The sequence below is a fragment of the Roseovarius indicus genome (assembly GCF_008728195.1).
GTDB lineage: Bacteria > Pseudomonadota > Alphaproteobacteria > Rhodobacterales > Rhodobacteraceae > Roseovarius > Roseovarius indicus.
On record NZ_CP031599.1, the window covers coordinates 306,034 to 330,274 of the forward strand.

General features: G+C 59.8%; 19 protein-coding genes and 5 pseudogenes. 15 read left to right on the plus strand and 9 right to left on the minus strand.

What is annotated here, in order from left to right; translation table 11 throughout:
- Positions 1-23 precede the first annotated feature (23 nt).
- The 3 genes from RIdsm_RS27770 to RIdsm_RS27780 all read left to right on the plus strand — a co-directional run bounded on the left by RIdsm_RS27770 (position 24) and on the right by RIdsm_RS27780 (position 3,510).
- Positions 24-1,523, plus strand: a complete 1,500-nt coding sequence (locus RIdsm_RS27770) for an enoyl-CoA hydratase/isomerase family protein (RefSeq protein WP_057821780.1) — start codon at positions 24-26, stop codon at positions 1,521-1,523.
- A gap of 19 nt (positions 1,524-1,542) precedes the next feature.
- Positions 1,543-2,697 carry an acyl-CoA dehydrogenase family protein gene (locus tag RIdsm_RS27775; RefSeq protein WP_057821778.1) on the plus strand — a complete coding sequence of 385 codons (1,155 nt, stop codon included), beginning with the start codon at positions 1,543-1,545 and terminating at the stop codon, positions 2,695-2,697.
- Between the two features lie 123 nt (positions 2,698-2,820).
- Positions 2,821-3,510 carry a TetR/AcrR family transcriptional regulator gene (locus tag RIdsm_RS27780; RefSeq protein ID WP_057821776.1) on the plus strand — a complete coding sequence of 230 codons (690 nt, stop codon included), beginning with the start codon at positions 2,821-2,823 and terminating at the stop codon, positions 3,508-3,510.
- A 24-nt stretch (positions 3,511-3,534) separates the two neighbouring features.
- On the opposite strand, the gene RIdsm_RS27785 is transcribed toward RIdsm_RS27780, so the two are convergent.
- Positions 3,535-5,178 (minus strand): AMP-binding protein, encoded by a 1,644-nt coding sequence (locus tag RIdsm_RS27785; RefSeq protein ID WP_057821774.1) that lies wholly within the window; start codon positions 5,176-5,178, stop codon positions 3,535-3,537.
- 257 nt (positions 5,179-5,435) lie between these two features.
- Between RIdsm_RS27785 and RIdsm_RS27790 the strand changes: the two genes are divergently transcribed.
- The 9 genes from RIdsm_RS27790 to RIdsm_RS27830 all read left to right on the plus strand — a co-directional run bounded on the left by RIdsm_RS27790 (position 5,436) and on the right by RIdsm_RS27830 (position 13,824).
- A complete protein-coding gene (locus tag RIdsm_RS27790; protein ID WP_082647572.1) occupies positions 5,436-6,287 on the plus strand; it encodes an enoyl-CoA hydratase/isomerase family protein in 852 nt (283 codons plus the stop codon).
- On the plus strand, positions 6,284-7,432 hold the full coding sequence (locus tag RIdsm_RS27795) for a thiolase family protein (RefSeq protein WP_057821772.1): 1,149 nt from the start codon (positions 6,284-6,286) through the stop codon (positions 7,430-7,432). Before RIdsm_RS27790 ends, RIdsm_RS27795 begins: the two co-directional genes overlap by 4 nt.
- Positions 7,433-7,435: 3 nt before the next feature.
- On the plus strand, positions 7,436-7,825 hold the full coding sequence (locus tag RIdsm_RS27800; RefSeq protein WP_057796945.1) for a Zn-ribbon domain-containing OB-fold protein: 390 nt from the start codon (positions 7,436-7,438) through the stop codon (positions 7,823-7,825).
- A gap of 2 nt (positions 7,826-7,827) precedes the next feature.
- Positions 7,828-8,211 (plus strand): MaoC family dehydratase, encoded by a 384-nt coding sequence (locus RIdsm_RS27805; protein WP_143100582.1) that lies wholly within the window; start codon positions 7,828-7,830, stop codon positions 8,209-8,211.
- 18 nt (positions 8,212-8,229) lie between these two features.
- The gene (locus RIdsm_RS27810) at positions 8,230-8,601 is read left to right on the plus strand and encodes a MaoC family dehydratase (protein WP_057821767.1); all 372 of its coding nucleotides are present in this window, start codon (positions 8,230-8,232) and stop codon (positions 8,599-8,601) included.
- Positions 8,602-8,735: 134 nt separating this feature from the next.
- Positions 8,736-10,745, plus strand: a complete 2,010-nt coding sequence (locus tag RIdsm_RS27815) for an acetate--CoA ligase family protein (RefSeq protein ID WP_236553421.1) — start codon at positions 8,736-8,738, stop codon at positions 10,743-10,745.
- Entirely contained in the window at positions 10,742-11,302 is a 561-nt protein-coding gene (locus RIdsm_RS27820) for a TRAP transporter small permease (RefSeq protein WP_057821764.1), read from the plus strand. The genes RIdsm_RS27815 and RIdsm_RS27820 overlap by 4 nt, the downstream gene beginning before the upstream one ends.
- Positions 11,303-11,321: 19 nt before the next feature.
- Positions 11,322-12,632, plus strand: coding sequence for a TRAP transporter large permease (locus RIdsm_RS27825; protein ID WP_057821762.1), 1,311 nt, complete (start codon positions 11,322-11,324; stop codon positions 12,630-12,632).
- 25 nt (positions 12,633-12,657) lie between these two features.
- A complete protein-coding gene (locus tag RIdsm_RS27830; RefSeq protein ID WP_057821760.1) occupies positions 12,658-13,824 on the plus strand; it encodes an acyl-CoA dehydrogenase family protein in 1,167 nt (388 codons plus the stop codon).
- Here RIdsm_RS27830 and RIdsm_RS30950 read toward each other — a convergent pair.
- Positions 13,760-14,170, minus strand: coding sequence for a hypothetical protein (locus RIdsm_RS30950; RefSeq protein ID WP_236553420.1), 411 nt, complete (start codon positions 14,168-14,170; stop codon positions 13,760-13,762). The two genes, RIdsm_RS27830 and RIdsm_RS30950, sit on opposite strands and share 65 nt — an antisense overlap.
- Positions 14,167-15,117 (minus strand): annotated as a pseudogene (gene tnpC / locus RIdsm_RS27840) (IS66 family transposase); the annotation flags it as partial. The gene RIdsm_RS30950 and the pseudogene tnpC, both read right to left, overlap by 4 nt.
- A 166-nt stretch (positions 15,118-15,283) precedes the next feature.
- On the opposite strand from tnpC, the pseudogene istA reads away from it, so the two are divergent.
- Both istA and istB read left to right on the plus strand, forming a co-directional pair.
- A pseudogene (gene istA, locus RIdsm_RS27845) lies at positions 15,284-16,814 on the plus strand (IS21 family transposase).
- A 12-nt stretch (positions 16,815-16,826) separates the two neighbouring features.
- Positions 16,827-17,597, plus strand: coding sequence for an IS21-like element helper ATPase IstB (istB, locus tag RIdsm_RS27850; protein ID WP_151175226.1), 771 nt, complete (start codon positions 16,827-16,829; stop codon positions 17,595-17,597).
- Positions 17,598-17,697: 100 nt separating this feature from the next.
- On the opposite strand, the pseudogene RIdsm_RS27855 reads toward istB, so the two are convergent.
- From RIdsm_RS27855 to RIdsm_RS27875, 5 genes and pseudogenes are all read right to left on the minus strand, one after another.
- Positions 17,698-18,378 (minus strand): annotated as a pseudogene (locus tag RIdsm_RS27855) (transposase domain-containing protein); the annotation flags it as partial.
- A 123-nt stretch (positions 18,379-18,501) separates the two neighbouring features.
- Entirely contained in the window at positions 18,502-20,589 is a 2,088-nt protein-coding gene (locus RIdsm_RS27860) for a recombinase family protein (RefSeq protein WP_201455621.1), read from the minus strand.
- A gap of 357 nt (positions 20,590-20,946) precedes the next feature.
- Positions 20,947-21,204, minus strand: coding sequence for an IS66 family insertion sequence element accessory protein TnpB (tnpB, locus tag RIdsm_RS27865; protein WP_338049635.1), 258 nt, complete (start codon positions 21,202-21,204; stop codon positions 20,947-20,949).
- A gap of 62 nt (positions 21,205-21,266) precedes the next feature.
- Positions 21,267-21,674 carry an IS66-like element accessory protein TnpA gene (gene tnpA / locus RIdsm_RS27870; RefSeq protein WP_074940863.1) on the minus strand — a complete coding sequence of 136 codons (408 nt, stop codon included), beginning with the start codon at positions 21,672-21,674 and terminating at the stop codon, positions 21,267-21,269.
- A 175-nt stretch (positions 21,675-21,849) separates the two neighbouring features.
- Positions 21,850-22,002: pseudogene (locus RIdsm_RS27875) on the minus strand (integrase core domain-containing protein); the annotation flags it as partial.
- A 292-nt stretch (positions 22,003-22,294) separates the two neighbouring features.
- Between RIdsm_RS27875 and RIdsm_RS27880 the strand changes: the two are divergent.
- A pseudogene (locus RIdsm_RS27880) lies at positions 22,295-22,750 on the plus strand (IS5 family transposase); the annotation flags it as partial.
- A 26-nt stretch (positions 22,751-22,776) separates the two neighbouring features.
- On the opposite strand, the gene RIdsm_RS27885 reads toward RIdsm_RS27880, so the two are convergent.
- Complete coding sequence (locus RIdsm_RS27885) at positions 22,777-24,132, minus strand: ISKra4 family transposase (protein WP_151175245.1); 1,356 nt, start codon at positions 24,130-24,132, stop codon at positions 22,777-22,779.
- Positions 24,133-24,241: the final 109 nt, after the last annotated feature.

Sequence of the window (24,241 nt, forward strand, 5' to 3'; positions counted from 1 at the left end):
CCAACACCAGATCCCGGAAACCCATGGCATACAGGCATATCCAAACCGAAGAGGCCGACGGCATTCTGCTGATTGCGCTGAACGCGCCTGCACAGCGCAATGCCCTCAGCCTCGGGATGCGCGCGGAACTCGCCGAAGCGATCGCGCAAGGCCGGGACGATCCGAAGGTCCGCGCACTGGTGCTCACCGGACGAGGCAGTGCGTTTTGCGCCGGGGGCGATTTGAAAAGCCTTCAAGAGGGCACGGACCGGGCAATTGCCACACGGCGCCGCATTCAGGGCCTGCACTCTTGGTTTGCTGACTTTGTAGATTTCCCGAAACCCGTAGTTGTTGCCGCGGATGGTCCCTGTGCGGGTGCGGGGTTCAGCCTGGCGATGGCGGGTGATGCAATCATCTGCACGCCGCGTGCCTGGTTCTGTCAGGTCTTCGGGCGGATTGGCGTTATTCCGGACATGGCCTCGCTTTACCTTCTGCCGCGCCGTATCGGGCTGGCTGCTGCGCGAAATCTTATCCTCACCGCGCGCCGCATGAAACCAGACGAAGCCCTTTCGCTCGGTCTCGTGAACCAGATTGTCTCAACCGATAAGCTCGAATCTGCAGCTCGGGACGTTGCCATCCGTCTCGCAGACGCTGCAGGCGACGGTTTCGCCGTTGGAAAGCTGGCACTGAACCACGCTTTCGAGCGCGCCCCTTTCCATGATTCTGCTCTGCCGCGACCGACAGGGCAATCCCTGTTTACCCCTGAAGGAAGCAAAATGTCCGATCTCAAAATCCGGAACGACGGCAACGTAACGCGCATCACGATCGACCGCCTGGATAAGTCGAATGCCCTGTCTGCCGACATGATGGAGCAGATCACGGACATCGTGCGCGACATCGGCGGTGCCCCCGGCGAGAACGCCCTGATCATCGATGCTGTCGGTGATCGTGGTTTTTCGGCAGGGGCTGACATCTCCGAACTGCGGGGTGGGCGCGAGGGCCTTGAGCGCCAGGAGGAGGTGATCCTCGCCCTCTCGGAGGCGATGGAAACTTGTCCGGCACTGATCATCACCGTGCTTCATGGCTACGCCAAGGGCGGGGGCACCATTTTCCCTTGCCTCAGCGATGTTGTCATCGCACGGGAGGACCTGTCCGTCAGCTATCCCGAGATTCAATTCCGGATGTATCCCTTCCTGCTGCACGCCGCGCTAACGCGACGGATATCAAGCGCTCTGGCATGGCAGCTTTGCGCCACCGGACGCGCATTGGGAGCCGAGGAAGCGTTCAGGCTGGGACTGGTTACGGAAGTGCTGCCAAAGGATGGATTCCGGGAAATGGCCGAGGAAAGGCTGGGCGAGTACATTGACATTCGCGCCTCACTCGCGCTGGGACGCGAATTCACAGAAAAGGCCGGTGCCCTTCCATTCGGGGAACAGATGAAACTCGCCGGCAGCATGATGCACCACAACTTTGCTGCCCCCGGTGTGGACGAGGCGATCGAGCACCATAGGGCGCGCCTCTCATCCAAAGCCAAACAGAATTGAGTAGAACGAGGAAGAGCAGATGACAGAAAAGCGCCGCCGCCCTGCCGAAACAGTGGACCGCGTGATGTTCCGCGACACATGCCGACGTTTCGCCGAAAGGGAGATTGCGCCTATCTGGGAGGAGGCAGACCGTGAAAGCCAGTTTTCCCGCGCATTCTTCACCGCTGCCGCAAACGCCGGTCTCATCGGAATCGCTGCGCCGGCGGAAGTGGGCGGCGCGGGCCTTGGGGTGCACGAGGAGGCGATTTGCATCGAGGAATGTGCGCGCATTAATCCGGGCCTTCCGAATGCTTTGATCATTCAGGGAGTTGCTGGCGGAATCCTGCATGACTTTGGCACAGCCGAACAGAAGGAACTGGCACGCGCCTCGATTGAGGGCGACAAGATTTTGGCCATTGCAGTGACCGAACCGGATGCTGGCAACGATGTCCAGAATGTAAAGACCGCAGCGCGACGGGACGGAGATGATTGGAAGCTGGACGGAATCAAGTCGTTCATCACATTGGCCGGCGAATCCGACGTTCTGGTGTTGCTGGCGCAGACCGATCCGGCGCGCGGTCGCGACGGCATGAGTTTCTTTGCGGTGGACCGTCGGAGCCCCGGCGTGGAAGTGTCGCGCATCCCCACTTATGCCAACCGCCCCGCCCCCACCTACCGGGTGCACCTCGACCACGTTCGCGTGCCAGAGGCCCGGCGGGTTCCGGCCGGATTCCGCCAGATCATGATGGGATTCAATCGCGAGCGCATCCTTGTCTCCGCGCGTTGGTCGGGACACATGCAGCACGCGCAAGATTGGGCGCTGGATTATGCCAAGACGCGCCACCAGTTCGGACGCCCGATTGGTGCCAACCAGTCCATCGCCTTCAAGCTGGCGCAGAACCAGACCGATATCGAAGCGGCACGGCTCCTTACCTACCAGGCTGCCGACAGGTGGGACAGCGGTTGTCCCATCGCGGATTTGATCCAGCAGGTGTCCTGCGCAAAGCTGTTTGTGACCCAAGCTGTTGTTCGTGTCACCCAGTCGGCATTGCACATCGGCGGGGGATGGGGACTTACCGAGGAATTGCCCGTCATGCGCATGGCGCTCGATGCGCTCGTGGCGCCAGTGACGGTCGGAAGTTTCGAAATCCAGCTGCGTGCGATCGCCAAGCAACTCGGTCTCCCCTGCGACTGAAGCGCAAACCAGAATTTTCGGGTTACCTTTCGAGATGTAGAGATGTAGAGGATATTGACGACAGGTCGACACAACGGAGGCAATGCAGGGGTGCAAAAGCCGAGACGAAACATTCCTTCGATTATGAAGCTTAAGGTAGCGGACCTTGACGAACGCACTAAGCTTCCATCTGGACCTGATGCAAAGGGCAATAGCAGCAGAGGTTCGGTCCGCGAGGAACTGCATCTCTATCGCCGTGAACGCATACTGGGCGTCGCGGCCGAACTTTTTAGCCAGAAGGGGTATAGCGGAGCTTCCGTCAGCGAATTGGCCAAGATGATTGGCGTGACAAAGCCTTTCATATACTATTACATGAAGAACAAGCAGGATATCCTGGAACAGATCTGCATTGCTACGATCGACCTGCCGCACGTCGTCATGGACGAGGTTTTTTCAGAAGATCTTTCTCCTGCAGACACACTTTACAAGTTTGTCCGGCGCTTCGTATGGGTTCAAAGCACCAATCAGAACTACGTTTCCGTGTTCTTTCGGGAGGAACTGAACCTTTCGCCAGATGTGCGCGATTATGTCACCGAACGACGCAAGGAGTTTGACGAACGTCTTGGCGCGCTTTTGCGCAAAGGTGTGGAAACCGGAGATTTCCGCATAGCCGACGTGCCGGTAACAGTTCTTGCGATTAGCGGAATGGTTTGTTGGATATTCAACTGGTATCGGCCAGAGGGGCGGCTCACCCTTGAGGAGATATCCCTGCTCTTCGCTGATCTTACGCTGAATATGGTCGATGCCCGGCGTCGGTCCGACCAGGCTGTTTAACAAAGCGTCCGGCATCGGGCAGGATCAAGCGGAGGCGGAGGATCTGGCCTCAACATCCTTTTCCGCTTGCGCAACAAGTACGTGCCGTTGAATTTTGCCGCTTTGCGTCAGTGGGAAATTATCCGCGAAGCACACATACCTCGGTACCTTGTAATCGGCGATGATGCCCAGGCAATGGGCGATCACCGACTCCTCGTCAAGCCCGCTATCCACGTCCGTTTTGCGAATGAAGGCATATCCCACCTGCCCAAGCCGCGCGTGGGAGACACCCACCACCAACGCCTGACGGATTGCGGGATGGGTTTCGAGATGGGCCTCGATTTCGGCCGGGTAGGTGTTCGACCCCCCTACGATGAACATCTCCTTGATGCGCCCCGTAATCTTCAGAAAGCCGCGTTCGTCGAAGGTGCCCAAATCGCCGGTGCGGAACCAGCCGTCAGACGTTATCGCCTCGCTGGTTGCCTCGTCGTTCTTGTAATACCCCATGGTGACGATATGGCCACGCACCTGCAGTTCGCCGATCTCGCCCGGTCCCTGCTCTGCGCCGGTGCCCGGGTCAACAATCCTTGCCTCGTAGTCACCGCTCAGCCTGCCGGTGTTTTGCTCGGCGATTTCGGGTGGGTCGTCGTAGCGGGTGAAAGTGGTTGAAATCGTGTTCTCCGTCATTCCGTAGGACGCCAGGATATGCGGGGTCGAAAACACCTCGCGACCGCGGCGGACCACTTCGGGACTGACTGCGGCGCCACCGATCCATGCCGCCCGCACAGTGCTCAGATCGCGCGGTCGTTTCGTTTGCGCGTCGAAGCAGTCGAGATAGTGCGTCGGGATCCCGCCGAAGTGCGCCACCTTCTCAACCTCGATGAGGTTGAGCGCGCGATCAGCGCTCCAGTCGCGCATCACAATGAGGCTCATCCCGTGGATAACCGCAGGAAGTACAGCCATAAACAGCCCTGCAACATGATAGAATGGCATGTGGGCAAGCAGCGCATCTCCAGTTTTCATGCCCATGATACGCGCAACGTTCATGGATTGGCGACTGACCACGTGAGAATGCATCGCGCCCTTGGGCCGCCCTGTTGTCCCTGATGTGTAGCAAATGAGAGCCGTATCCTCGGGAACAACCGCCTCGGAAGCGGCGCGAACACGCTCGGTGTTTGCCGGGGTGTTCAAAAGCGAAGCCATCGAGATCGCTCCAGGAATCACTGTGTCATCGATGGAGAAGATCACCCGCAGATTCGGCAAGGCCTCGGCATGAATGTCTCCGGGTGTCTGGCTCGCTAGATCGGGAACCAAAGTGGACAGCAATGCCGGATAGTCGATGCCCCAGCAAGTGTCCATCATCAACAGCGCACGGGCATCTGATTGGCGCAGGATATATTCCAGCTCGCCCGACTTGTATCTGGTATTGATCGGGATCACGACCATCCCGATCCGGGCCGCCGCGAAGAGCATTCTGACCCAATCGGGGCTGTTCGTCAGCCAAAGCGCGACATGGTCGCCCTTTTCAAGGCCGGCAGCAAGCAGGCCGTCGGCAACACGATCAACTTCCTGGTCGAAGCGGGCGAAGGTAATTCGCTCGCTCTCGGTCACCAGGAATTCAGCTTCGGGCATTTCGGTTGCTGTACGGCGCAGAAGATCGCCCAATGTAAGGTTTGCAATATCCTGCATGGCGCTATTCCTTCCCCGTCAGGCTGTTCTGTGAGCGTAGAAGTGCACAGCCTGCGCAAATATTAGTAGGTTTAGAATACCCAATGGTAGTATACACATCAACAGAATGCAATACGGCCCCCCAGAACTCCGCGATTTTTGCCATTTTCCTGTTTTTATCTTGACAGGCAAAAAATGCTTCTACTAACTAGACCGCAGATATACTGCGGGGTATAAACCTGCGAATTGCATTTGCGTGCTGGGAGGAGAACATTCGCATGAGCAAGGACAGCCCCAAAGGGGCCGCTACCGAATTGCAGCGCGACCTAACCACATTGACGTATGAGTTGAGCGAAGAGGTCGCCATCGTCACCTTGAACCGTCCCGGTGCACGCAATGCTCTGGATGTCCGGATGCGTGAGGAACTCGCTGATGTGGTCGGCGAAATCCGCGATGACGATCGTGTCCGGGCAATGATCCTGACTGGTGCGGGCGGTGTCTTCTGCGCGGGCGGGGACCTGCAAGGGCTTAAGGAAAAACGCAATTCGGCCCAATCCTACAAACGTATTTCCGACCTCCACCTATGGCTCCCCAGTCTGGTGAACATGGAAAAACCCGTAATAGCGGCGGTGGATGGCCCGGCATTCGGAGGCGGGATGAATCTCGCACTTACGGCCGATTTTATCCTGGCCAGCGACACCGCAAGTTTTTGTCAGGTTTTTGGCCGTATCGGGCTGGTTCCTGATCTTGCGGGCATGTTTCTGCTGCCGCGTCTTGTGGGCTTGCAGCGCGCCAAGGATTTGGTGTTTTCCGGTCGAACACTGCGCCCTGACGAAGCCAAGGAAATGGGGATCGTCCATAGTATCCATGCGCCGGACCAACTTCAGGATGCGGCATTCTCACTTGCCCGCCGGTTTTGCAACGCTTCGACCCTGGCAATCGGATTGGCAAAGAACGTTTTGAACCAATCCTTCAATCTGGATCAGCGCGCGATGGCTGAGCTTGAAGCGATGGCTCAGGCCCTGTGCATGGACAGCGCCTACCACAAGGAGGCGGTCCAGCGATTCCTCGACAAGAAGCCCGCCCTATTCGACTGGGAACGCATGAACAAGGAAGAGTCCACGACATGAAGAAAGCCGCTATTACAGGGTCCTACAGCACCAAAGTCGGACAGCTTGAAGGTGCGACCTGCATGTCACTCCATACCGAAGCAGGGCTTGGCGCGCTGGACGACGCGGGGCTGGTAGTGTCCGACATCGACGGGTTGCTTTGCGCCTATTCCTTCACTGAACCGCATCTGATGCTGGCCTCGGTGTTTGCCGAATATGTCGGCATGGAGCCGGCCTATGCTTCGGCTGTTTCGATGGGCGGTGTCACAGCCTGTATGCTGGTGATGCAGGCTGCGGCACTGGTCGAAGCAGGATACTGCCGCCATGTTCTGGTTGTAACCGGCGACAACCGCCTGAGCGGGATGCGCGGCAACGCTGTTCAGGCTTTGGCCGAGGTCGGCAACCAGCAGTACGAACAACCCTACGGGATGACCATTCCAGCCGCCTACGCCCTTGTGGCGCAGCGCTACATGTCAGAATTCGGTGTCACGTCGGAACAGCTCGCCGCGATTGCGGTAACCATGCGGGAACACGCCGCACTCAATCCCAAGGCGCATATGAAGGCACCGATCACGGTGGACGACGTGATGAGTTCACGTTTCATCGCCACGCCATTGCACCTGCTCGATTGCTGCCTGATATCAGATGGCGGTGCCGCAGTCGTGGTCAGTGCCGCCGATGCAGCGGCTAATCTCAAACAGCCCCGCATTGATGTACTTGGTTCCGGGCAGGGCCACACGCATGAATACATCGTCGCTGCACCCTCTCTGACCGATTATGGCTGCAAGAACTCCGCCGCGGATGCATTGGGCCGGGCTGGTCTCAAGCAATCCGACATCGATGTGGTTGAAATCTATGACAGCTTTACAATTACGCTTCTCGCCGAACTGGAATCCATGGGGTTCTTTGAGCGGGGCGAAGCAGGCGCGGCTGCCGCCGCAGGCGATTTGAAGATCGGGGGCAAGCTGCCCTGTAATACCCACGGCGGGCTTCTGTCCTACGGACACTCGGGCGCCGCAGGCGGCATGTTCCATGTTGTCGAAGCGGTCGAGCAGTTGCGAGGGAGCGCCAAGGGTCGGCAGGTTGATGGGGCGGAACTCGCCTTTGTTCATGGTGATGGCGGCATTCTGTCCGCCCACTGTTCTATCGTTTTGGGAAGGGCCTGACAGATGGAGAAACCAATACCACGTCCGAATGCGGATTCCGCCCATTTTTGGGAGGGCTGCGCCGCAGAGGAATTCCGGTTCCAGCGCTGTAACAGCTGCAGCAAACCGCAGTTCTATCCGCGCGCCGTCTGCTCCAATTGCCAAAGCACTGATCTCAGCTGGGAGGTATCCGACGGTAAGGGCGTCATTCACAGCGTAACAACCGTCCATCGGGGGCCAAGCGTGGCATTCAAGGAGGACTCTCCTTTTCAGGTCGCACTCGTCGACATGGATGAAGGATTCCGTTTCATGGCGAATGTGCGTGGCGGCGAGGCCGAGATCGGCACAAAAGTGCGTGTCTTGTACGAGAAACGAGGCGACCAGACAATCCCGCAAGTAGAAATCCGGGGGTGAATATGTTCAATTACGACCACTTCGAGGTTGGGAAAAAATACGGTAGCGATAGCTTTACAGTGGATCGCGACCAGATCGACAAATGGCTTTCCGTCTATCCCGACGATGACAACGGCGACCTGATGCCGCCAGGCATGATCGCGATGATCCAGATCCAGTGCTATATGGCCTGCATCACGCCGCGTCCGAAAGGCAACGTTCACGGAAGTCAGGTGTTCGATCTGCGCCGGATGCCAAAAGTAAGCGAAACTTTGACCACCGATGTCGAGTGTACCAAGAAAGAAATCCGCAAGGGGCGGAAGTGGGTCGAAACGACCTATACCACGCGTGGCGACGAAGGCGATGTTGTCTTCACCGGCGTCATGACGACCCTCGTGGCAGCCTGAGCGTAGAAAGGGACCGAGATGCCAAAACAGCTGGAACTCGTCAGCCTGAATGTCGATATGCCGACAATCATGGCCTACGCTGACCTTACCAACGACTATAATCCCATTCATGTGGATCGGGAATTCGCCGAAAAGACCGAAATGAAGGGCATCATCGCCCATGGAACGATGTCGCTGAACATGATCTGGCGATCACTGCGCCAGACGCTGGGAAACGATGCCATTGCCGGGACCCGTATAGATGTCCGCTTTGTCCGCCCCGTGCGTGAAAACGACATTGTGACCGGAGGCGGGGTCGAACGCGAGGATGCGCCCGGGACCTATGACGTCTGGGTTCGGAACCAAAAGGACGAACCGGTCATCGCCGGAACAGCCACGGTATCGCAATGAGGTACCAAGGCGGGTCCGATGAGGGCCGCACGGCAGACCAGTCGGCCTCAGAAAAGCTGCGCCGAGTTCTGAACGCGCGCAGCGTGGCAGTGGTCGGGGCCTCTGAAGACCTGCGAAAACCAGGGGGCCGCGTGGTGAATGCGCTGCTTCACAACGATTTCCCCGGTAAGATTTATCCGGTGAATCCTGGCCGGGAACAGATCCAAGGTCTAGACTGCCATCCATCTGTCGATGCGATTGGAGAGACGGTTGATCTGGTGATCCTGGCGGTGCCAGCCGAAGACGTGCCAGACCAGTTACGAATGGGGTGTGATTGCGGCGTCGGGGGTTTCATAGTCTTCGCTTCGGGGTTTTCCGAAACCGGATCCGAAGGCACGGAAAGACAAGCCGAAATCTCCCAAATCGTGCAGGACGCTGGCGTTCCGATGATCGGGCCGAACTGTCTGGGCATCATGAACGGCAACCACAATATGCTGGCGTCCTCGACGGTCGTCATGGGCGGTCGACGCCTGCCCGGAGGCAATTACGGCTTTGCCACCCAGAGCGGTGCATTGGGCACGTACTGGCTCGATATGACGATGAAGGCCGGCCTTGGCGTAAGTGCATGGATTTCCACTGGAAATGAGGCAGACGTCGACCTTGCCGCCTGCCTGGACTACTTTTCCGAAGACGATGAAACCGAAGTGATCGGGCTCTACATCGAAGGGATACGTGATGGAGCCGCATTTCGCGCCGCCGCACGAAAGGCCTTTGAGCGGCGCAAGCCTGTTCTGGTGCTGAAGTCCGGCAGTAGCCGTCAGGGTGCCACTGCCGCCGCTTCGCACACCGGCGCGCTGGCGGGTGAGGACGAAGCCTACGATGCGGTATTCAGGCAGTATAACATCTGGCGCAGTGGCAGCCTGACAGACATGGCAAATCAGGCCGAGATACTTCTGACGCAGCCTCGTTCGGCCGGACAGCGAGTGGCGGTAATCTCGGTATCTGGCGGTGCCGGTGTGCTGATGACAGACGCTTCGGTGGCCGAAGGGCTCGACGTTCCCGATTTCAGCCCAGAGACTAAGGAACGCCTGGCCAAGATACTGCCCGGCTTTGCGACGCCGCAGAACCCGATCGACCTGACCGCACAGATCGTGATGCACAAAACGATGCTGCGCGAAGTTCTTCGCATCATCAGCGATGACACGGGATACGATGGTCTGCTGTTGTTCATGGGCGGGCTCGGCCAGATTGCCGAGGAATTGGCCGATGCGCTGGTCAGCGAACTGCCGCGCGACATGCCCTGCGCGCTGACGTGGCAGGCAGCCCCCGAAGAAACTGTGCGGCAGGTGCGCGAACGGGGCATCCCCGTCTACGGCGAAATCGGATATGCCGCCCGCGCGCTCGCCACACAGTTCCGTATGAGCGCTGGCTGGAACGGCCCGACGCCAGCCGAAGCACCCCCGATCATTCAGGGCGGGCGGCCTGAAGGCCCCTTTGGGGTGGAACATCGCAGCAAGGATTTGCTGTGCAGTGCAACCTCGCTCGAACGGCCCGTCGGCGTCTTTGCGACCGACCCCGGCAACCTGATGGAGGTCGGGGGGGAGTTGTCCGGGCCTCTGGTTGTGAAACTGCAAAGCCCGGCAATGCTCCACAAGAGCGGTAGCGGCGGCATCGCGCTTGGCCTCCAAAACGTCGACGAAGCCGCCGAGTCCGCGCGCGGCATGATCAAGTTCGCAACGGCCCGCGGAATCCCGGTCGATGGCGTGCTGGTCGAGGAAATGATTTCCTTCGATCATGAGTTCATTGTCGGCCTGCGGTGTGATCCGGTCTTTGGACCGATGCTCGTGCTTGGACGTGGCGGGGTCACGGTCGAACTGGAACCCGATGTTACCCGCGCTTTCCTTCCGCTCACCGCCTCAGAGATCGAGGATATGATCCGTTCATTGCGCGCAGCACCTTTGCTGGAAGGGTTCCGAGGTGCGCAGCCCTGCGACATTGCCGGACTGGCCCGCATCGTCAAGGAATTGTGCGATCTTTATATGCACGACGAAACGCTCAGCGAAATTGAAATCAACCCCCTTGTCGCGGACCGCACAGGACGCTTCGTCGCGCTTGATGCGCTGGTCTCAAGATCACCGGAAACCCGCGTGGGAGACGCGCCATGACACCACAAAAAGATCTGATAGGTCTCTCCGCGGAAGAGGTGCCCCCTCCCCTCACCGGCATGTCCGACCTCTTCGACAACGCACTGATCCTGCCCGCACGGATACTTGCCGTTGGTGCGGCCATCCTGCTGATCGCTATGATGCTTGTAACAGTAGGTGACGTCACCATCCGCACGCTCTTTGATGGTGCCATCAAGAACGCCGAATTGATGACCAGCCACTGGTTTCTCAGCGGCACGATCTTTCTTCCCTTAGCGTATATCGCGGCGTTGGATCGGCACATTTCGGTTGAAGTCGTGTCGCAATTCCTGCCGGTCAGGGTTCAGCAGATCAAGATGGGCGTCTTCATGGTCCTGGGCACCGCGATCTTCCTTTTGCTGGCGTGGCAGTCCTGGGAACTGGCCTTGGAGAAGATGCGAATCCGAGAATACCTTTCGGGCGCAACGCGGTTCTATACGTGGCCGGGCAGGTTTCTGATGCCCATCGGAACCTTTCTTTTTGCTCTTGCGATGGCAGCACGGGCGGTGGGGTATTTCTCCGGTCGCGTGAAGCCTTGATGAACTTGGGAGTCCCTTCATGACCGACTTGGAAATTGCCGGAGGGTCCCTCGCAGTCATTGTGATTCTCGTGCTGCTGCGAATGCCGATTGCGATCGCGCTGCTGAGCGTGTCCTTTGGCGGTATCTGGATGGCCTACGGCTATCAGATCGCCACCGCGACGCTGACCGCTGTTACCTTCGATTTCTCCACCCATTCCAGCCTCAGCCCGATCCCGATGTTCCTGCTCATGGGCTTTGTTGCGTATTACACGCAGATGACGACGGAGCTGTTCAACTTCGCCCGGGCGAGTTTACTCATGCGGCTGCCAGGCGGGCTGGCCATTGCGTCGATTGGCGGTGCCAGCATGTTTTCCGCCGTCACCGGATCGAGCCTGGCATGCGCCGCCGCCATGGGTCGGATTGCGGTGCCCGAGATGCTTCGGGCGGGGTACCAGCCCGGATTGGCCACAGGGGTGATCGCGGCAGCCGGTACGCTGGGGTCGATGATCCCACCCAGCTTGATCCTACTTCTGTTCGGGATATTCGCCCAGGTGCCGATCGGGGCATTGTTTATTGGAGCAATCATTCCTGGCCTGCTTACAGCCATCGCCTTTGCAGTGATGGTGATGCTGCGGGTAGCTGCGAACCCGGAGTTGGCACCGCGTCCCACCGAGAAAGAACTTGCCGAACTCAGCAATACAGGCCTGCGCGACATCTGGCCGATCATTCTGTTGATTGGCTGCGTCTTCGGCGGCCTTTTTGGTGGCATTTTCACGGCCACCGAGGCGGGCGCAGTAGGGGCGTTGCTGTCAATTGTGATCGCAGCCGCGAAAGGCAACCTGTCCTGGACGGTAGCGAAACGCGCGATAGCCGACACGATCGTGAGCTCGGCTGCCATTCTCATCATCGCGATGAGCGCCACCTTCTTTGCCAGTTTCCTCGCTCTGACGCAGCTTCCTGCACATATCTCGCAGATTGTCGCGGATATGAAATTGGGCCCGGTCGGGCTGATGATCGTGGTCTTTCTCTTGTATCTGGTGCTGGGCATGTTTCTTGAGGTTCTTGGCATCATGCTGCTCACGCTGCCGGTGCTTTTGCCGCTGTTCGAGACAATGGATATCAGTCTTATCTGGGTCGGGATCCTGCTGGCGAAATATCTGGAAATGGGGCTGATAACGCCGCCCGTCGGGTTGAACGTCTTTGTTATCAAGAGCGTGGTTGGCCGCGCGGTTCCCACCGATGTCATCTTTCGAGGGATCGCATGGTTTGTAGCGACCGACGTTCTGGTGGTTGCACTGTTGATCGCCTTTCCGGCGCTGACGCTATGGCTGCCAGGTCTCATGCAATGACAAATCAGAACTTGAAGGAGCGAACATGGATTTCGTATTGAATGCCGAACAAAAGGAACTGCGGGACGCAATCGGCAAGGTCTGCGCGAAATTCGATCTCGCCTATTGGCGTGACTGCGACGCGAACGAACGCTATCCCGAAGAATTCTATCGCGAGATGGTAAACGGAGGCTGGGTCGGACTGACCCTCCCGACCGAGTATGGCGGTGCCGGGCTTGGCATCACCGAAGCGGCGCTGGTGATGCAGGCGATTGTGGAATCCGGCGCGGGCTTTACCGGGGCTTCGACCATCCATTCCTATGTGTTCGCCCCGAATGCGATCGTCGTGCATGGCACGGAAGAGCAGAAGAAGCGGATGCTGACCCCGCTCATCAAGGGCGAGGAAAGAGCCTGCTTTGCAATTACGGAACCGAATTCCGGGCTGGATACCAGCAGGTTGCAGACGCGCGCTGTACGCAATGGCGACCATTATGTGATGACCGGCGAAAAGGTCTGGCCCACAGCAGCAAGCATGGCCCAACGGATGCTGGTTATCGCCCGGACCAAGCCGATCGAAGACTGCAAACGGCCCATCGACGGGTTGAGCCTGTTTTACACGCGCATGGACCCCGATTACGTCAGAACCCGGAAAATCCCGAAACTGGGTCGAAACGCGGTAGAGTCCTGCCAGATATTCATCGACGGACTGAAAGTCCCCGAAGAGGACAGGATCGGCGAGGAAGGTAAGGGCTTTTACTATCTTCTCGACGGGCTGAACCCCGAGAGAATTCTGGTGGCCGCAGAGGCAGTGGGCCTTGGTCGGATCTCTTTGTCGAGGGCCACCGAATATGCCAAGGAACGGGTCGTCTTCGACCGTCCCATCGGCAAGAATCAGGGTATCCAGCACCCATTGGCGAAATGCTGGATGGAGTTGGAAGCGGCGAACCTGATGATGCTGAAGGCAGCAACGCTTTATGACGCGGGCGAGTCTTGTGGAGCCGAGGCCAACAGCGCAAAGTACCTCGGTGCAGAAGCCGGTTACCGGGCCTGCGAATGCGCTGTCATGACCCATGGCGGCTATGGCTATGCCAAGGAGTTCGACGTCGAACGCTACCTGCGAGAGGTCATGATCCCGCGCCTGGCACCGGTCAGCCGGGAACTGGTGATGTGCTATATCGCCGAGCGCGTGTTGGGCCTGCCCAAGTCGTACTGAAGCCCCACCGATGTCGAGGTTGGAAAAGCATCCATCTGGGAGGCACCTTTACCAATGACCGGAATATTGGACGTGTCGCGTTTTCGTGCGTAAGCATCCGGCGTGGGCCGCACGCGGTCAGCGCGCGCTGTGCCGGTCCATTTCGATGAAGCTCTCGCAGGTTTTCGATACCGAACGGTGTGAATGCGATGACGGTGTCGTCGCCGGGACCGTAGACCCAGATCACGCCATCTTCGGTTTCCATATCAACGGCGAGGTCGAAGATCCGATCGACGGTTTCTTCGAGCTCAGCAGCAACGCGGTCGATGGTCTTGACGGAATGCACCTTGTTGAGCGGCATGATCATGCCGCCTCAGCAAGGGGCCGGGTTTTCCAGTTCCACGGTAGAAGTTCATGGATGCGCGAGACGGGCATTTCGGGCAGTCGGGCGAGGGCATCGGCAAGCCAGGCCTGTGGGTCGATGTCGTTCATTTTGGCCGTGACGATCAGGGTATACATGGCGGCGGCACGCTCACCGCCGCGCTCGGATCCGGCAAAGAGCCACGACTTTCGGCCCAGGGCTACGCCGCGCAGGGCGCGTTCGGCCGCATTGTTGGTCAGGCAGATCCGTCCATCATCGAGGAAGGCCGTGAAGGCCTGCCAACGCCCATCTTTCTCGAACATGTAGTTGATCGCCTTGGCCACCTTGTTGTGGCGGGACAGTTTCGTGCGCTCTTCCTGCAGCCAGTCATGGAGGTTGTCGACCAAGGGCCGTGACAGATTCTGGCGGGCGACAAGGCGGGCCTCGGCATCCAGCCCGTTGATTTCGCGCTCGATGTCGAAGATGGCGTCGATCCGTTTCACCGCGTCCAGAGCGACCGGCGAGATCTGGTGGGCGGGTTTGCCCTTGCGGACGTTTCCGGCAATATCCGCCAGTTCGAAGAACTTCCGGCGCGCATGCGCCCAGCACAGGGCGCTGGTCACGGGCCCTGCATCACGGTCGACGCGATAGAGATCGTTATATCCACCATAGGCGTCGGCTTGCAGCACGCCTTGCCATCCGGCGAGGTGCTGATTGGGATTGGTTGCCGAACGATCACGGGAGAAGTGGAAGACGGCCGCCGGCGGTGCGCCACCATTCCAGGGCCGATCATCGCGCACATAGGTCCAGAGCCGGGCCTTCTTCGCACCGCCCCGGGCCAGAAGCGGCACGGTCGTATCGTCGCCATGCAGGCGGTGAGCGGCACGCACGTGGGTCTCGATCAGGGCATGGATCGGCTGCAAGGCGACAGTCGCGTGCCCGACCATGCGCGCACCGGGGTAGCGCGGACAAGGATTCCAATCTGACGCGGACAAGCATTCCGATTTAGCGCGGACAAGATTCCGGGGTTCGCGGACAAGATCGCGGAGCCCTTTGGCGGGGTGCTGAGCAATCACGTGGCGGGTAGCCTTTCGCTCTTTTGAGAGCGGGAGGGACCCAATGGCGAGATTGCCGATGAGGAAGATCAGAGAAGCCTTGAGGCTGCGCGCAAGCGGCCTGACGACCCGGGAGGTTGGCGACAGCATCGGCGTCGGCCGTACGTCGGTCAGCGAGTATGTCGGCCGGGCGGCGCGGGCGGGTTTGTCCTGGCCGCTGCCGGATGATCTGACGGATGCTGCGCTGGAAGCGTTGTTGTTCCCGGTCCCACCGCCAGATGCAGCTACCACCTACCCGAAGCCGGACTGGGCGCATGTGCATAGCGAGTTGCGCAGGCCCGGAGTGACCCTGTCGCTGCTCTGGGAGGAATACCGGGAGGCGCATCCCAAGGGCTATGGCTACAGCCGTTTTTGCGAGCTTTACCGCCGCTGGGAGGGCAGGCTGGCCCCGGTGATGCGCCAGCATCATGTGGCGGGCGAAGCGCTTTACGTGGACTACGCCGGGCAAACCTTCGAGATAGTGGACCCCGAGACTGGTGAGGTGCGCCAGGCCGAGTTCTTTGTCGCAGCCCTCGGCGCGTCGAACCTGACCTATGCCGAAGCCACCTGGACACAAGGCCTGTCCGACTGGATCGGCAGTCACACGCGAACCTTCGCATTCTTGGGCGGCGTGCCCACGACGGTGGTCTCGGACAATCTCAAATCCGGGGTCACCAAGGCCTGCTTCCACGATCCACAAATCAATCGCAGCTACGCCGACATGGCGGCACATTACGACACCGCCATCATCCCGGCCCGCCCGCGCAAGCCTCGCGACAAGGCCACAGTCGAGGTGGCCGTGCAGCTCGCGCAGAGGTGGATCCATGCGCGGCTGCGGAACCGGCGCTTTTCCTCGTTGGCGGAGTTGAACGCGGCGATCCGGGAGCTTCTGGAGCGCTTCAACAACCGGCGCACCCGTCATCTCGGGGCCAGCCGCCGGGAGCTGTTCGAACAGATCGAACGCCACGCCCTCCAGCCGCTTCCGCTGGAGCCATACGAGTTCGCGGAATGGCGCTGCCGCAAGGTGGGGCTCGACTACCACGTCGAGATCGACCGGCATTATTACTCGGTGCCCCACACCCTGCTGAAGGCCGAGGTCTGGGCGCGCATCACCAGTCGGACTATCGAGATATTCCATAAAGATCAGCGCGTTGCCTCGCATGTCCGGACATCGGGCAACCGCAAGCACACTACGGTGATGGATCACATGCCGTCCAATCACCGAGCCTATGCCGATTGGACCCCGGAGCGCCTGTGCCGGTGGGCGTCCAAGGTCGGCCCCAACACGGCATCCCTCGTCGAGGTCATCATGCGCGAACGCAAACACCCCGTGCAGGGGTTCCGCGCCTGCCTGGGCATCCTGCGGTTGTCCAAGGGATACGCGGCAACCGAGTTTGAAGCGGCCGCAAATTACGCGCTCACCATCGGCGCCCATTCCTACGGCTCCCCTGCAATCCATCCTGAAGAACAAGAGATATCGCCGGGCCCCGGATCGGCCCGCAGAGGAACCGGCGATCACCCACCCCAACATTCGCGGCGCCGATTATTTCCACTGAGAAAGGATACACATGCTTGATCATCCAACCCACGACCTGCTGCGCCAGCTCAAGCTGGACGGCATGGCGGACGCTTTCACCGAACTGCAATCCCAGGACAGCGCCGCCGACATGGGCCATGCCGAATGGCTCGGCCTCCTGATCGACCGGGAGGTGGCGAACCGCACGACCAAGCGGTTCCAGTCCCGGCTGCGCGCCGCCAAGCTTCGTCACGGTGGCGCTTGCGTCGAAGATGTCGATTTCCGCGCCGCGCGCCGCCTCGACAAGGCTTTGTTCCAACAGCTCGCCGCTGGCCGATGGATCAAGGAAAAGCGCAACCTGCTGATCACCGGCCCCTGTGGGGTCGGCAAAACTTGGTTGGCCTGCGCCTTGGGACAAAGAGCCTGCCGCGACAACGCCACCGTGATCTACAAGCGCCTGCCGAGGCTGTTTTCGGAACTGCAACTGGCGCATGACGATGGACGCTTCCCACGCATGTTCCGCCAGCTTGTCAAAGCGGACTTGCTCATTCTCGACGACTGGGGGCCGGAACGCATGACCGCGCCACAGCGCCGGGATATGATGGAAATCATCGAGGATCGATACGGGTCCGGCGCAACGCTGGTCACAAGCCAGCTGCCGGTCGATGCCTGGCACAACATCATCGACGAACCGACTTTCGCGGACGCTATCCTGGATCGCCTGATCCACAATGCGCACAGATTGCCTCTCGATGGCCCGTCGATGCGCAAGACCCGCGATGCCCCCGCGACCAAAACCGTTGACGAACAAACCGACACCTGAGATGTCAAATCAAACGCTCAGCATCCCGCGCGAACTTTGTCCGCGCACCCCGGAATGACTGTCCGCGTGCCGTTGGAATGGCTGTCCGCGAAGCCCGGAATGCGCACCCGACCAGGTCTGCCAGGGTCGACAGGCTCAGATCAACGCCTTCACGGACGAAGCGTTCGGCCTGCCGGTTCAAAGGCTGGTGCTGTCCATATTTCTCGAAGACGAGCATGGCGATCAGGCTTGGCCCGGCCCATCCACGCGGGATCGCATGGAACGGGGCTGGCGGCTGGCTGATCTTTTCACAGGCCCGGCAGGTGAACTTCTCACGCACGGTCTGGATCACCTTCCAGCGCCGCGGGATCACCTCCAGCGTCTCGGTGACATCTTCCGAGCCACAGCAGGTGCAGGCGGTAGGGGCCTCGACAACAACCCGCTCGCGCGGCAGGTGATCGGGAAAGGGTTTGCGCACAGGATGGCGGCGCGTGAAGGCGCGCACCGTGCTGGCCTTTTCAACCGCCTCACCGGCGGTCAGGACATCTTCGGTTGCCGCCGTCTCCAACTCCTCAAGCTGCAATTCCAACTGATCGATCAGCCGGGCGCGCCGCTCCGACGAGATGCCGTATTTGTCACGGCGCAGTTTGGCGATCTCGAGCTTGAGCTCCTGGATCATCGCCTCCGAGCAGGACACGACTGCCCGGGTCTGTGCCAACTCGCTTTCTGCAACCTCCGCACGGGCCTCGGCGGCAGCCAGGGCAGCGCGTAATCTAACCAGTTCAGAAGCGGCGTTCGACATGGCGGATGTCTACCACTCAGGCACGTAAGACACCAATAAAAACAGGCCGACCAGCGCGATTTATCCAGCCTTTGCAGGGCGTTGTGTCCAGCGCGGATTGCGCCAGTCAATGCCCTCCAGCGATCATCCATGTTGATACCCCCTGTCGTCATGCTGACAGATTCTCAAATCCAGTTCATTGACGATGTGATTTCGAAGGTTCCGCACGCCGTCCAGCACGAGTGACGTGTCGGGAAACAGATATGCACCGGTTGGTTGAGGGTCGATTAGCAAACGCTTTTTCCTGATCTGCACATAGAGCCAGTTGACCGGGATCTCCAGCTTGGTCGCAAGAGCCTTTGTGCTCAGGTAGCCAGGATCGTGGCTCCACCGCCTGCACGAAGGAGGCGTCCTGATGCCTTCGGCCAGCCGGATGCGCTGCACGGTAACGGGTAGAACCTTGTCGGCAGAGTTTGCCGAGCGGAGCCCCTCGCTGGTGAGAATGTGGGCAATTTCCTCGTCGGGCACGCCAGCCTTGGCCAGTTCGAGCAGGCGCGCCCGCATTTCGGCGCCCCGTGCGAGTTTCGCGATCGCAGTGACCCGCAACTTGACATCAAGATCGGTCACCGCGCCGCCGCGCCACACGATGCGGACCAGCGCGCTCTCGGGCGTCCGGTCGAGCACCACCTTGTCCACCAGGCAGCGCAGTAGCGCCTTTCGATGCGTGTCCGTGGTGGCGGAATCCGCCCAGATTTTCGGCAGACGACCCGCCAGGGCCACCACCTTGCCAGTGAAAGCCTTGCCCATTGCCATATGCGCGGTCGGCTGTTGTTCGGACTGCTCGGCCAGCGCCGCCTCCGCCGCTCGAACCTCCATCAGCGCGCTTTCCCAGCGGCGCTCAAGTTCGGCGGCGACAAGACGGTTGTCGGGATCGACGCGATTGTACTGTCGCTGTGTCAGGGCCGCTGCATAGCGTTTGCGCTCAACTTCGCGTTCGGCGTTAGCACGCAAGGCGCTGTCGACTTGGCTCTGAGCCCGGCGGGCGCGCGATAGGGCATCGAGTTCCGCAGGGGCCAGCGCGGACAGGAAGGCGTCCGCAACAGCGGCGTCCACCGCTTTGGCGCGGATATGCTGGCAAGTCGGCAAACCGGAGTGGGTGCGCAAGTGGTTGCAGACATATTCCCCGCCGCCCTTGTACCTGGCGTACATTTTGTGCCCACATCGCCCACACCACGCTATGCCTTGCAATAGAAGCTCGCCGTCGCGGGGTATGCCTCTTGTCTTAGTGCGCATGTATTCGGCCCGATTGTCGCTTACAATACTGCGGATCTTCTCATAGGTCGGCCAATCGATATAGGCCGGATACCGGTCCTTCACGACGATACGCCACTCTTCGAGAGGTCTCGCCACTTTCGCCTTTCCCGGAGCCCGACCGTCCGGGGTCGGGTCCCTCATGCGGGTTCGGCCATAGACGAAAGCACCTGCGTAAGCGGGATTCTTCAGGATCGCAGCGACCGCGGAAACCGTCGCGCGTGCCCAGTGCAGCTCGCCGTGCCGGTCCCTGCGTGGCAGATCGAGGCCACGCGCATTCAGCGTGCGCATGACCTTGGCGATGCTGCGCAGCTTCACGAAGAGCTCAAACACAAGGCCAAGCCGGCCCTGAACAGCCGTATCGGGGTCTTTCAGCACCACGCCGCTGGGGTCCCGCACGAGGCCGACCGGCAAAGTGAGGGCGAGTTCCCCGCGCTGCGCCTTGGCGATGAGGCCGGCCGTCAGGCGGCTGCGGATCGTATGCAGCTCCAGTTCGGATATGGTTCCCTTGAGGCCAAGCAGCAGGCGCCCGTTGGCGCTGCCGGGATCATAGACACCATCGCGATCGGCGATCAAACACCCCCGCAGCCCGCAGATGTCGAGAAGAGGATACCAGTCGGAGCAGTTGCGCGCGAGGCGTGTGACATCGATGGACAGGATGATCCCCACTTCGCTGAGCACAACCCGACCGACAAGTTCTTGGAACCCGCTGCGATGCGCTGCGGACGCGCCGCTCAGACCAAGATCGGCGTCGATCACGTCAATATCGGCTTCATGCCATCCGAGGTCGCGGGCGCGCTGACGTAGCGCGTATTGGAGCCGCAGGCTTTCCTGGTTGCTCACGACCTGATGGGGCGTCGACTGCCGGATGTAGACAACTGCCTTGCGCTTCAGATGTATCGGCTGAATCAACTCGGACATCACGAAAGACCTCCGCCAGAACCACGGCGATATCGCCGATGATCTGGCGCCTTAGCGTCACCGGCAGTGTCGTCCAAAGATCTTCGGGTGCCGTGCTCATGATGCTCTATATCTACCACATTTAGTAGATCAAACAAAGCTTCAACGCTCAATTTTGTGGGAGCGCGCGGCAAGGCGAGTGGCTCGGTCGCCGCCACGGGCACATTCAGTGTAACCCCGTCGCGATATGCAACCTCGTAGAAGGGGGAAGAACTCCCCCTGCGAAAGCTTGATCGGCCCAAAACCTGGAACGAGCGCCCATAGAGCGGGTGTCGCGGATCAAGAACCTGAACGTTCTCGGGAAAAGATTCGTCAGCATCACCGACGGGGGTATCCAGAAACACCTTCGTGAAGATAGCCCAACTGCGCCGCCGAGATCTGCACCGCCTCGCCAGACCGGCTCACCGGCCAGATGAACTTGCCCGCCTCCAGGCGCTTCAGATAAAGCGACATGCCCACGCCATCATGCCACAGGATCTTGACCAGATCGCCCTTTCGGCCCCGGAAGCAGAAGATCTCCCCGGCATGCGGATCGCGCCCGAGACCCTCCTGCACCTGTAGCGCCAGCGTGTTCATGCCCCGCCTCATATCAGTGACGCCGCCCGCAATCCAAACCTTCACCCCCGCCGGAAACGCGATCATTGCCGGTCCACCACGGTCAGAATCCGGGCAAGCGCTTCGGGCTCCACGCCCACCGGCACGATGAGCCGGCGCCCATTCGGCAGGGTTATCTCAACCTGACAGTCCGGAGGCGGACAGGGATCAACCGGATTTGCCTGAGATGCGGGAACTCCCTTCGTCACGGTCACCGGCGCGAACGATACCGGGCGAGAAGAGCCAAGCTCACCGTTTCGATACTGCCGTCGCCAGGTGGTCAGCAGCGACCGGCAAATGCCATGCCGCCGCGCAGTGGCTGCCGCCTGGCGATGGCCGATAAAGCTTTCCTCCACTATGCGCAGTTTATCATCGTCTGACCAATACCTGCGGCGATCACCATCGGCAGCGGAAAGAACTTCGATTTGAGGGCGGTTGATAAAGTCGGACATAAGGTCGGACTTACCATCGGATCTATCCCGATATCAGGCGGCCGCCGCCGGAGGCTTACTTTCGTGCCGCCCCAGGTGCTCGTTTAGGCCACTTTTCGTTCGAAGGCGACCGGGCTTTTCCATCCCAATGCTGAGTGCCTTTGATCAGCCCCGCCTGAGTGGTCCAATTTGATTGTTAGTGCATGATTGGCCTTTGGTCCATCTGGACGATGGTTTCCGGGGCCGGTGGGCGGTAGCCCAGAGCACTGTGTGGTCGCTTCGTGTTGTAGTGTTTCCTCCATTGTTCGATCAGGATTTGTGCCTCACGCAGGCTGTAGAAGATTTCGCCAAACTGCGGGGCCAGCGGCTCAGGGCAAAAGACTTCGACCGCCACGTTGCCGTGCTCTAGGCCCGCATAGCTGTCCTGCACGGCTACACTGTGCTCGGCATCCCGCTCGCGGAGGCTGTGAGAGTCTTTGTCTTGGACGAACGGCACGTGCCCAATTGGCGCGACGGATGCTGAGTAATCGGACCTGATAAATACACTCCGCGCGAAAACTCTAAGAGCCTGATCGGAAATGAGTTGGGTGAATTCAGCAGGTTATGATTCTGTTCGGTTGCACAACTGAACGGAGCTCGAAATGGCCTGGACTGAACTCACCCGCAACCGATATGAACGCACCGCACCACGATATGCAAGTGATGTAACAGATGAGGAATGGGAGATTGTTGCACCACTCCTGCCCGGCGCTAACCCGCTTGGCAGGCCACGGGAGGTCGAACTTCGCCTTGTCTGGGACGCAATCCAATATGTTGCTGCATCGGGGTGCGCATGGTCGCTTTTACCGAAGGATTTTCCGCCTGTTTCGACCGTGCGTTATTATTTCTACGGTTGGCGTAACAACGGTCTGCTTGCTGAAATCAACCGTACGCTGGTTGCGACAGCGCGGCGGGCAGAAGGCCGGACCAGCGCGCCTACAGCCGGTGTGATCGACAGCCAGAGCGTGAAAACCACTGAAAACGGCGGGGTTAGCGGCTATGATGCCGGTAAGCGGATCAAGGGCCGCAAGCGCCACATCATGACCGACACCTGTGGCCACCGGGAGTGGGCAAAACCTGGGGGTCACGCGGCTCTTTGGTACGCGCCGGTTAGCCGACCGTCGAGAACCGCGGCGCGGACAACGGCCACGCGGTGGGCTCCCTTGGGCGACCATCTCATGCGGCGGCGCTTGCCCATGCGGGTGTTCCCGATGTCGTCCACGCAGCCCTCTGCCCGGGACGAAGAAATCGGAAGACCCGCGCGGTACCGCCGACCATAGTCGGTCAGGCTGTCCATGTTGTTTGCAAGGTATGAGTACAGATCGCGGCACCGGGCTTGCACTCGCCGGGCCGCATCAGTCGCCACGCGGTCATCTGTAGCCAGCCGCGTGCAATCGACCATCAACCATTGGAGACTGGTCGTGGCCGTTAGAACTTTTCCATGCCAAAGGTACCATCGCAGCGTTTCGGCGGGACGTTTGAACAGCACTGGAATGCCGGAGAAGCCCCTGCTCTGCAGCAGGCCCTTTACGGCGTTCTCAACGTGCTGAATGCGCATCGAGATATGCCACCAGTCGAGAATGTGGCGAACCTTTCCACCGACGGCGACGCGCACGAGGTTCGGCAGGGCGGGTTCCCCGTCCGAAATCACCGTGACGGTTTGTTTGTGATCCCAACCGAGAGCCCTCAAGTCCTGGCGAAGCTGGCTGGCAGGTGACAGGACTGCCTGCTGAACAAGGCCGAAGCGGCGGCACTTGTCGTGGCTTTCGATCTTGCCAACCACAACATCGAGGTGTCGCTTCTGGTATTCCGGTCGGCATCGGATATGCGCACCGTCCAGGAAAACCGTCAACGCAGACGCCTCTTCGGCGGCCGAAGGAATTACAGGCTGAGTCTGCTCGCTGTCGCAGATCTCCCGGGAGACTTTGCCCAGACGATTGCGCACCGATGTATTCACCTGCTTCGCGCAAGGCAGGAAGGTTTCCAGGATTCGTGCCGCTTCCCGGAAGGAATGCCGTGCCCCAAGTTCGGCCTGAAGGCGTTGCAGTTCCGGAGTCGACCGGTCCGGAAAAAAATGAGCGAGTGGCGAAAGCGGTCCGCCCAGGACGTCGTCGGATTTTGTATCGCAGGCGCAGCGACGAATGCGCGGCGCCTTGACCTGGAACCTGCCGAAGAGGGTGTCGAGCACCCGAGGCCGATAATCATGTATGGCTCGGACCTCGTCGCAGTCAGGACATATTCTGCTGGCTTCGGAAACTTCCTCGATCTGGTCGAGCAGGATCGCATTCTGTAATTGCCCCAGGATCGTCTTCGCATCTTCGAGTAACAACCCGAACCCCTCAGGCTGCGTGCGTCGAAACGGGCGGGACAAACGGCCGAGAGGATGCCTCTTTGTGGTTCCGTTCTCAAAGGTCGTCTCGACTATAATCCGCACGTCCATGGCAGTTCCCCTCTCAATGAACCACCAACATACACAGACACCCCCAGGTTTTGCCCACTCCCGCCGTTGATTTCGTTGGATTTCTCATCTCACAATAAAGGGCTACGCG

Coding starts and splice junctions, on each gene's coding strand:
- RIdsm_RS27770 (WP_057821780.1), top strand. CDS start 24: ATGGCATACAGGCATATCCAAACCGAAGAGGCCGACGGCATTCTGCTG.
- RIdsm_RS27775 (WP_057821778.1), top strand. CDS start 1,543: ATGACAGAAAAGCGCCGCCGCCCTGCCGAAACAGTGGACCGCGTGATG.
- RIdsm_RS27780 (WP_057821776.1), top strand. CDS start 2,821: ATGAAGCTTAAGGTAGCGGACCTTGACGAACGCACTAAGCTTCCATCT.
- RIdsm_RS27785 (WP_057821774.1), bottom strand. CDS start 5,178: ATGCAGGATATTGCAAACCTTACATTGGGCGATCTTCTGCGCCGTACA.
- RIdsm_RS27790 (WP_082647572.1), top strand. CDS start 5,436: ATGAGCAAGGACAGCCCCAAAGGGGCCGCTACCGAATTGCAGCGCGAC.
- RIdsm_RS27795 (WP_057821772.1), top strand. CDS start 6,284: ATGAAGAAAGCCGCTATTACAGGGTCCTACAGCACCAAAGTCGGACAG.
- RIdsm_RS27800 (WP_057796945.1), top strand. CDS start 7,436: ATGGAGAAACCAATACCACGTCCGAATGCGGATTCCGCCCATTTTTGG.
- RIdsm_RS27805 (WP_143100582.1), top strand. CDS start 7,828: ATGTTCAATTACGACCACTTCGAGGTTGGGAAAAAATACGGTAGCGAT.
- RIdsm_RS27810 (WP_057821767.1), top strand. CDS start 8,230: ATGCCAAAACAGCTGGAACTCGTCAGCCTGAATGTCGATATGCCGACA.
- RIdsm_RS27820 (WP_057821764.1), top strand. CDS start 10,742: ATGACACCACAAAAAGATCTGATAGGTCTCTCCGCGGAAGAGGTGCCC.
- RIdsm_RS27825 (WP_057821762.1), top strand. CDS start 11,322: ATGACCGACTTGGAAATTGCCGGAGGGTCCCTCGCAGTCATTGTGATT.
- RIdsm_RS27830 (WP_057821760.1), top strand. CDS start 12,658: ATGGATTTCGTATTGAATGCCGAACAAAAGGAACTGCGGGACGCAATC.
- RIdsm_RS30950 (WP_236553420.1), bottom strand. CDS start 14,170: ATGATCATGCCGCTCAACAAGGTGCATTCCGTCAAGACCATCGACCGC.
- istB (WP_151175226.1), top strand. CDS start 16,827: ATGCTTGATCATCCAACCCACGACCTGCTGCGCCAGCTCAAGCTGGAC.
- RIdsm_RS27860 (WP_201455621.1), bottom strand. CDS start 20,589: ATGTCCGAGTTGATTCAGCCGATACATCTGAAGCGCAAGGCAGTTGTC.
- tnpB (WP_338049635.1), bottom strand. CDS start 21,204: ATGAACACGCTGGCGCTACAGGTGCAGGAGGGTCTCGGGCGCGATCCG.
- tnpA (WP_074940863.1), bottom strand. CDS start 21,674: ATGTCCGACTTTATCAACCGCCCTCAAATCGAAGTTCTTTCCGCTGCC.
- RIdsm_RS27885 (WP_151175245.1), bottom strand. CDS start 24,132: ATGGACGTGCGGATTATAGTCGAGACGACCTTTGAGAACGGAACCACA.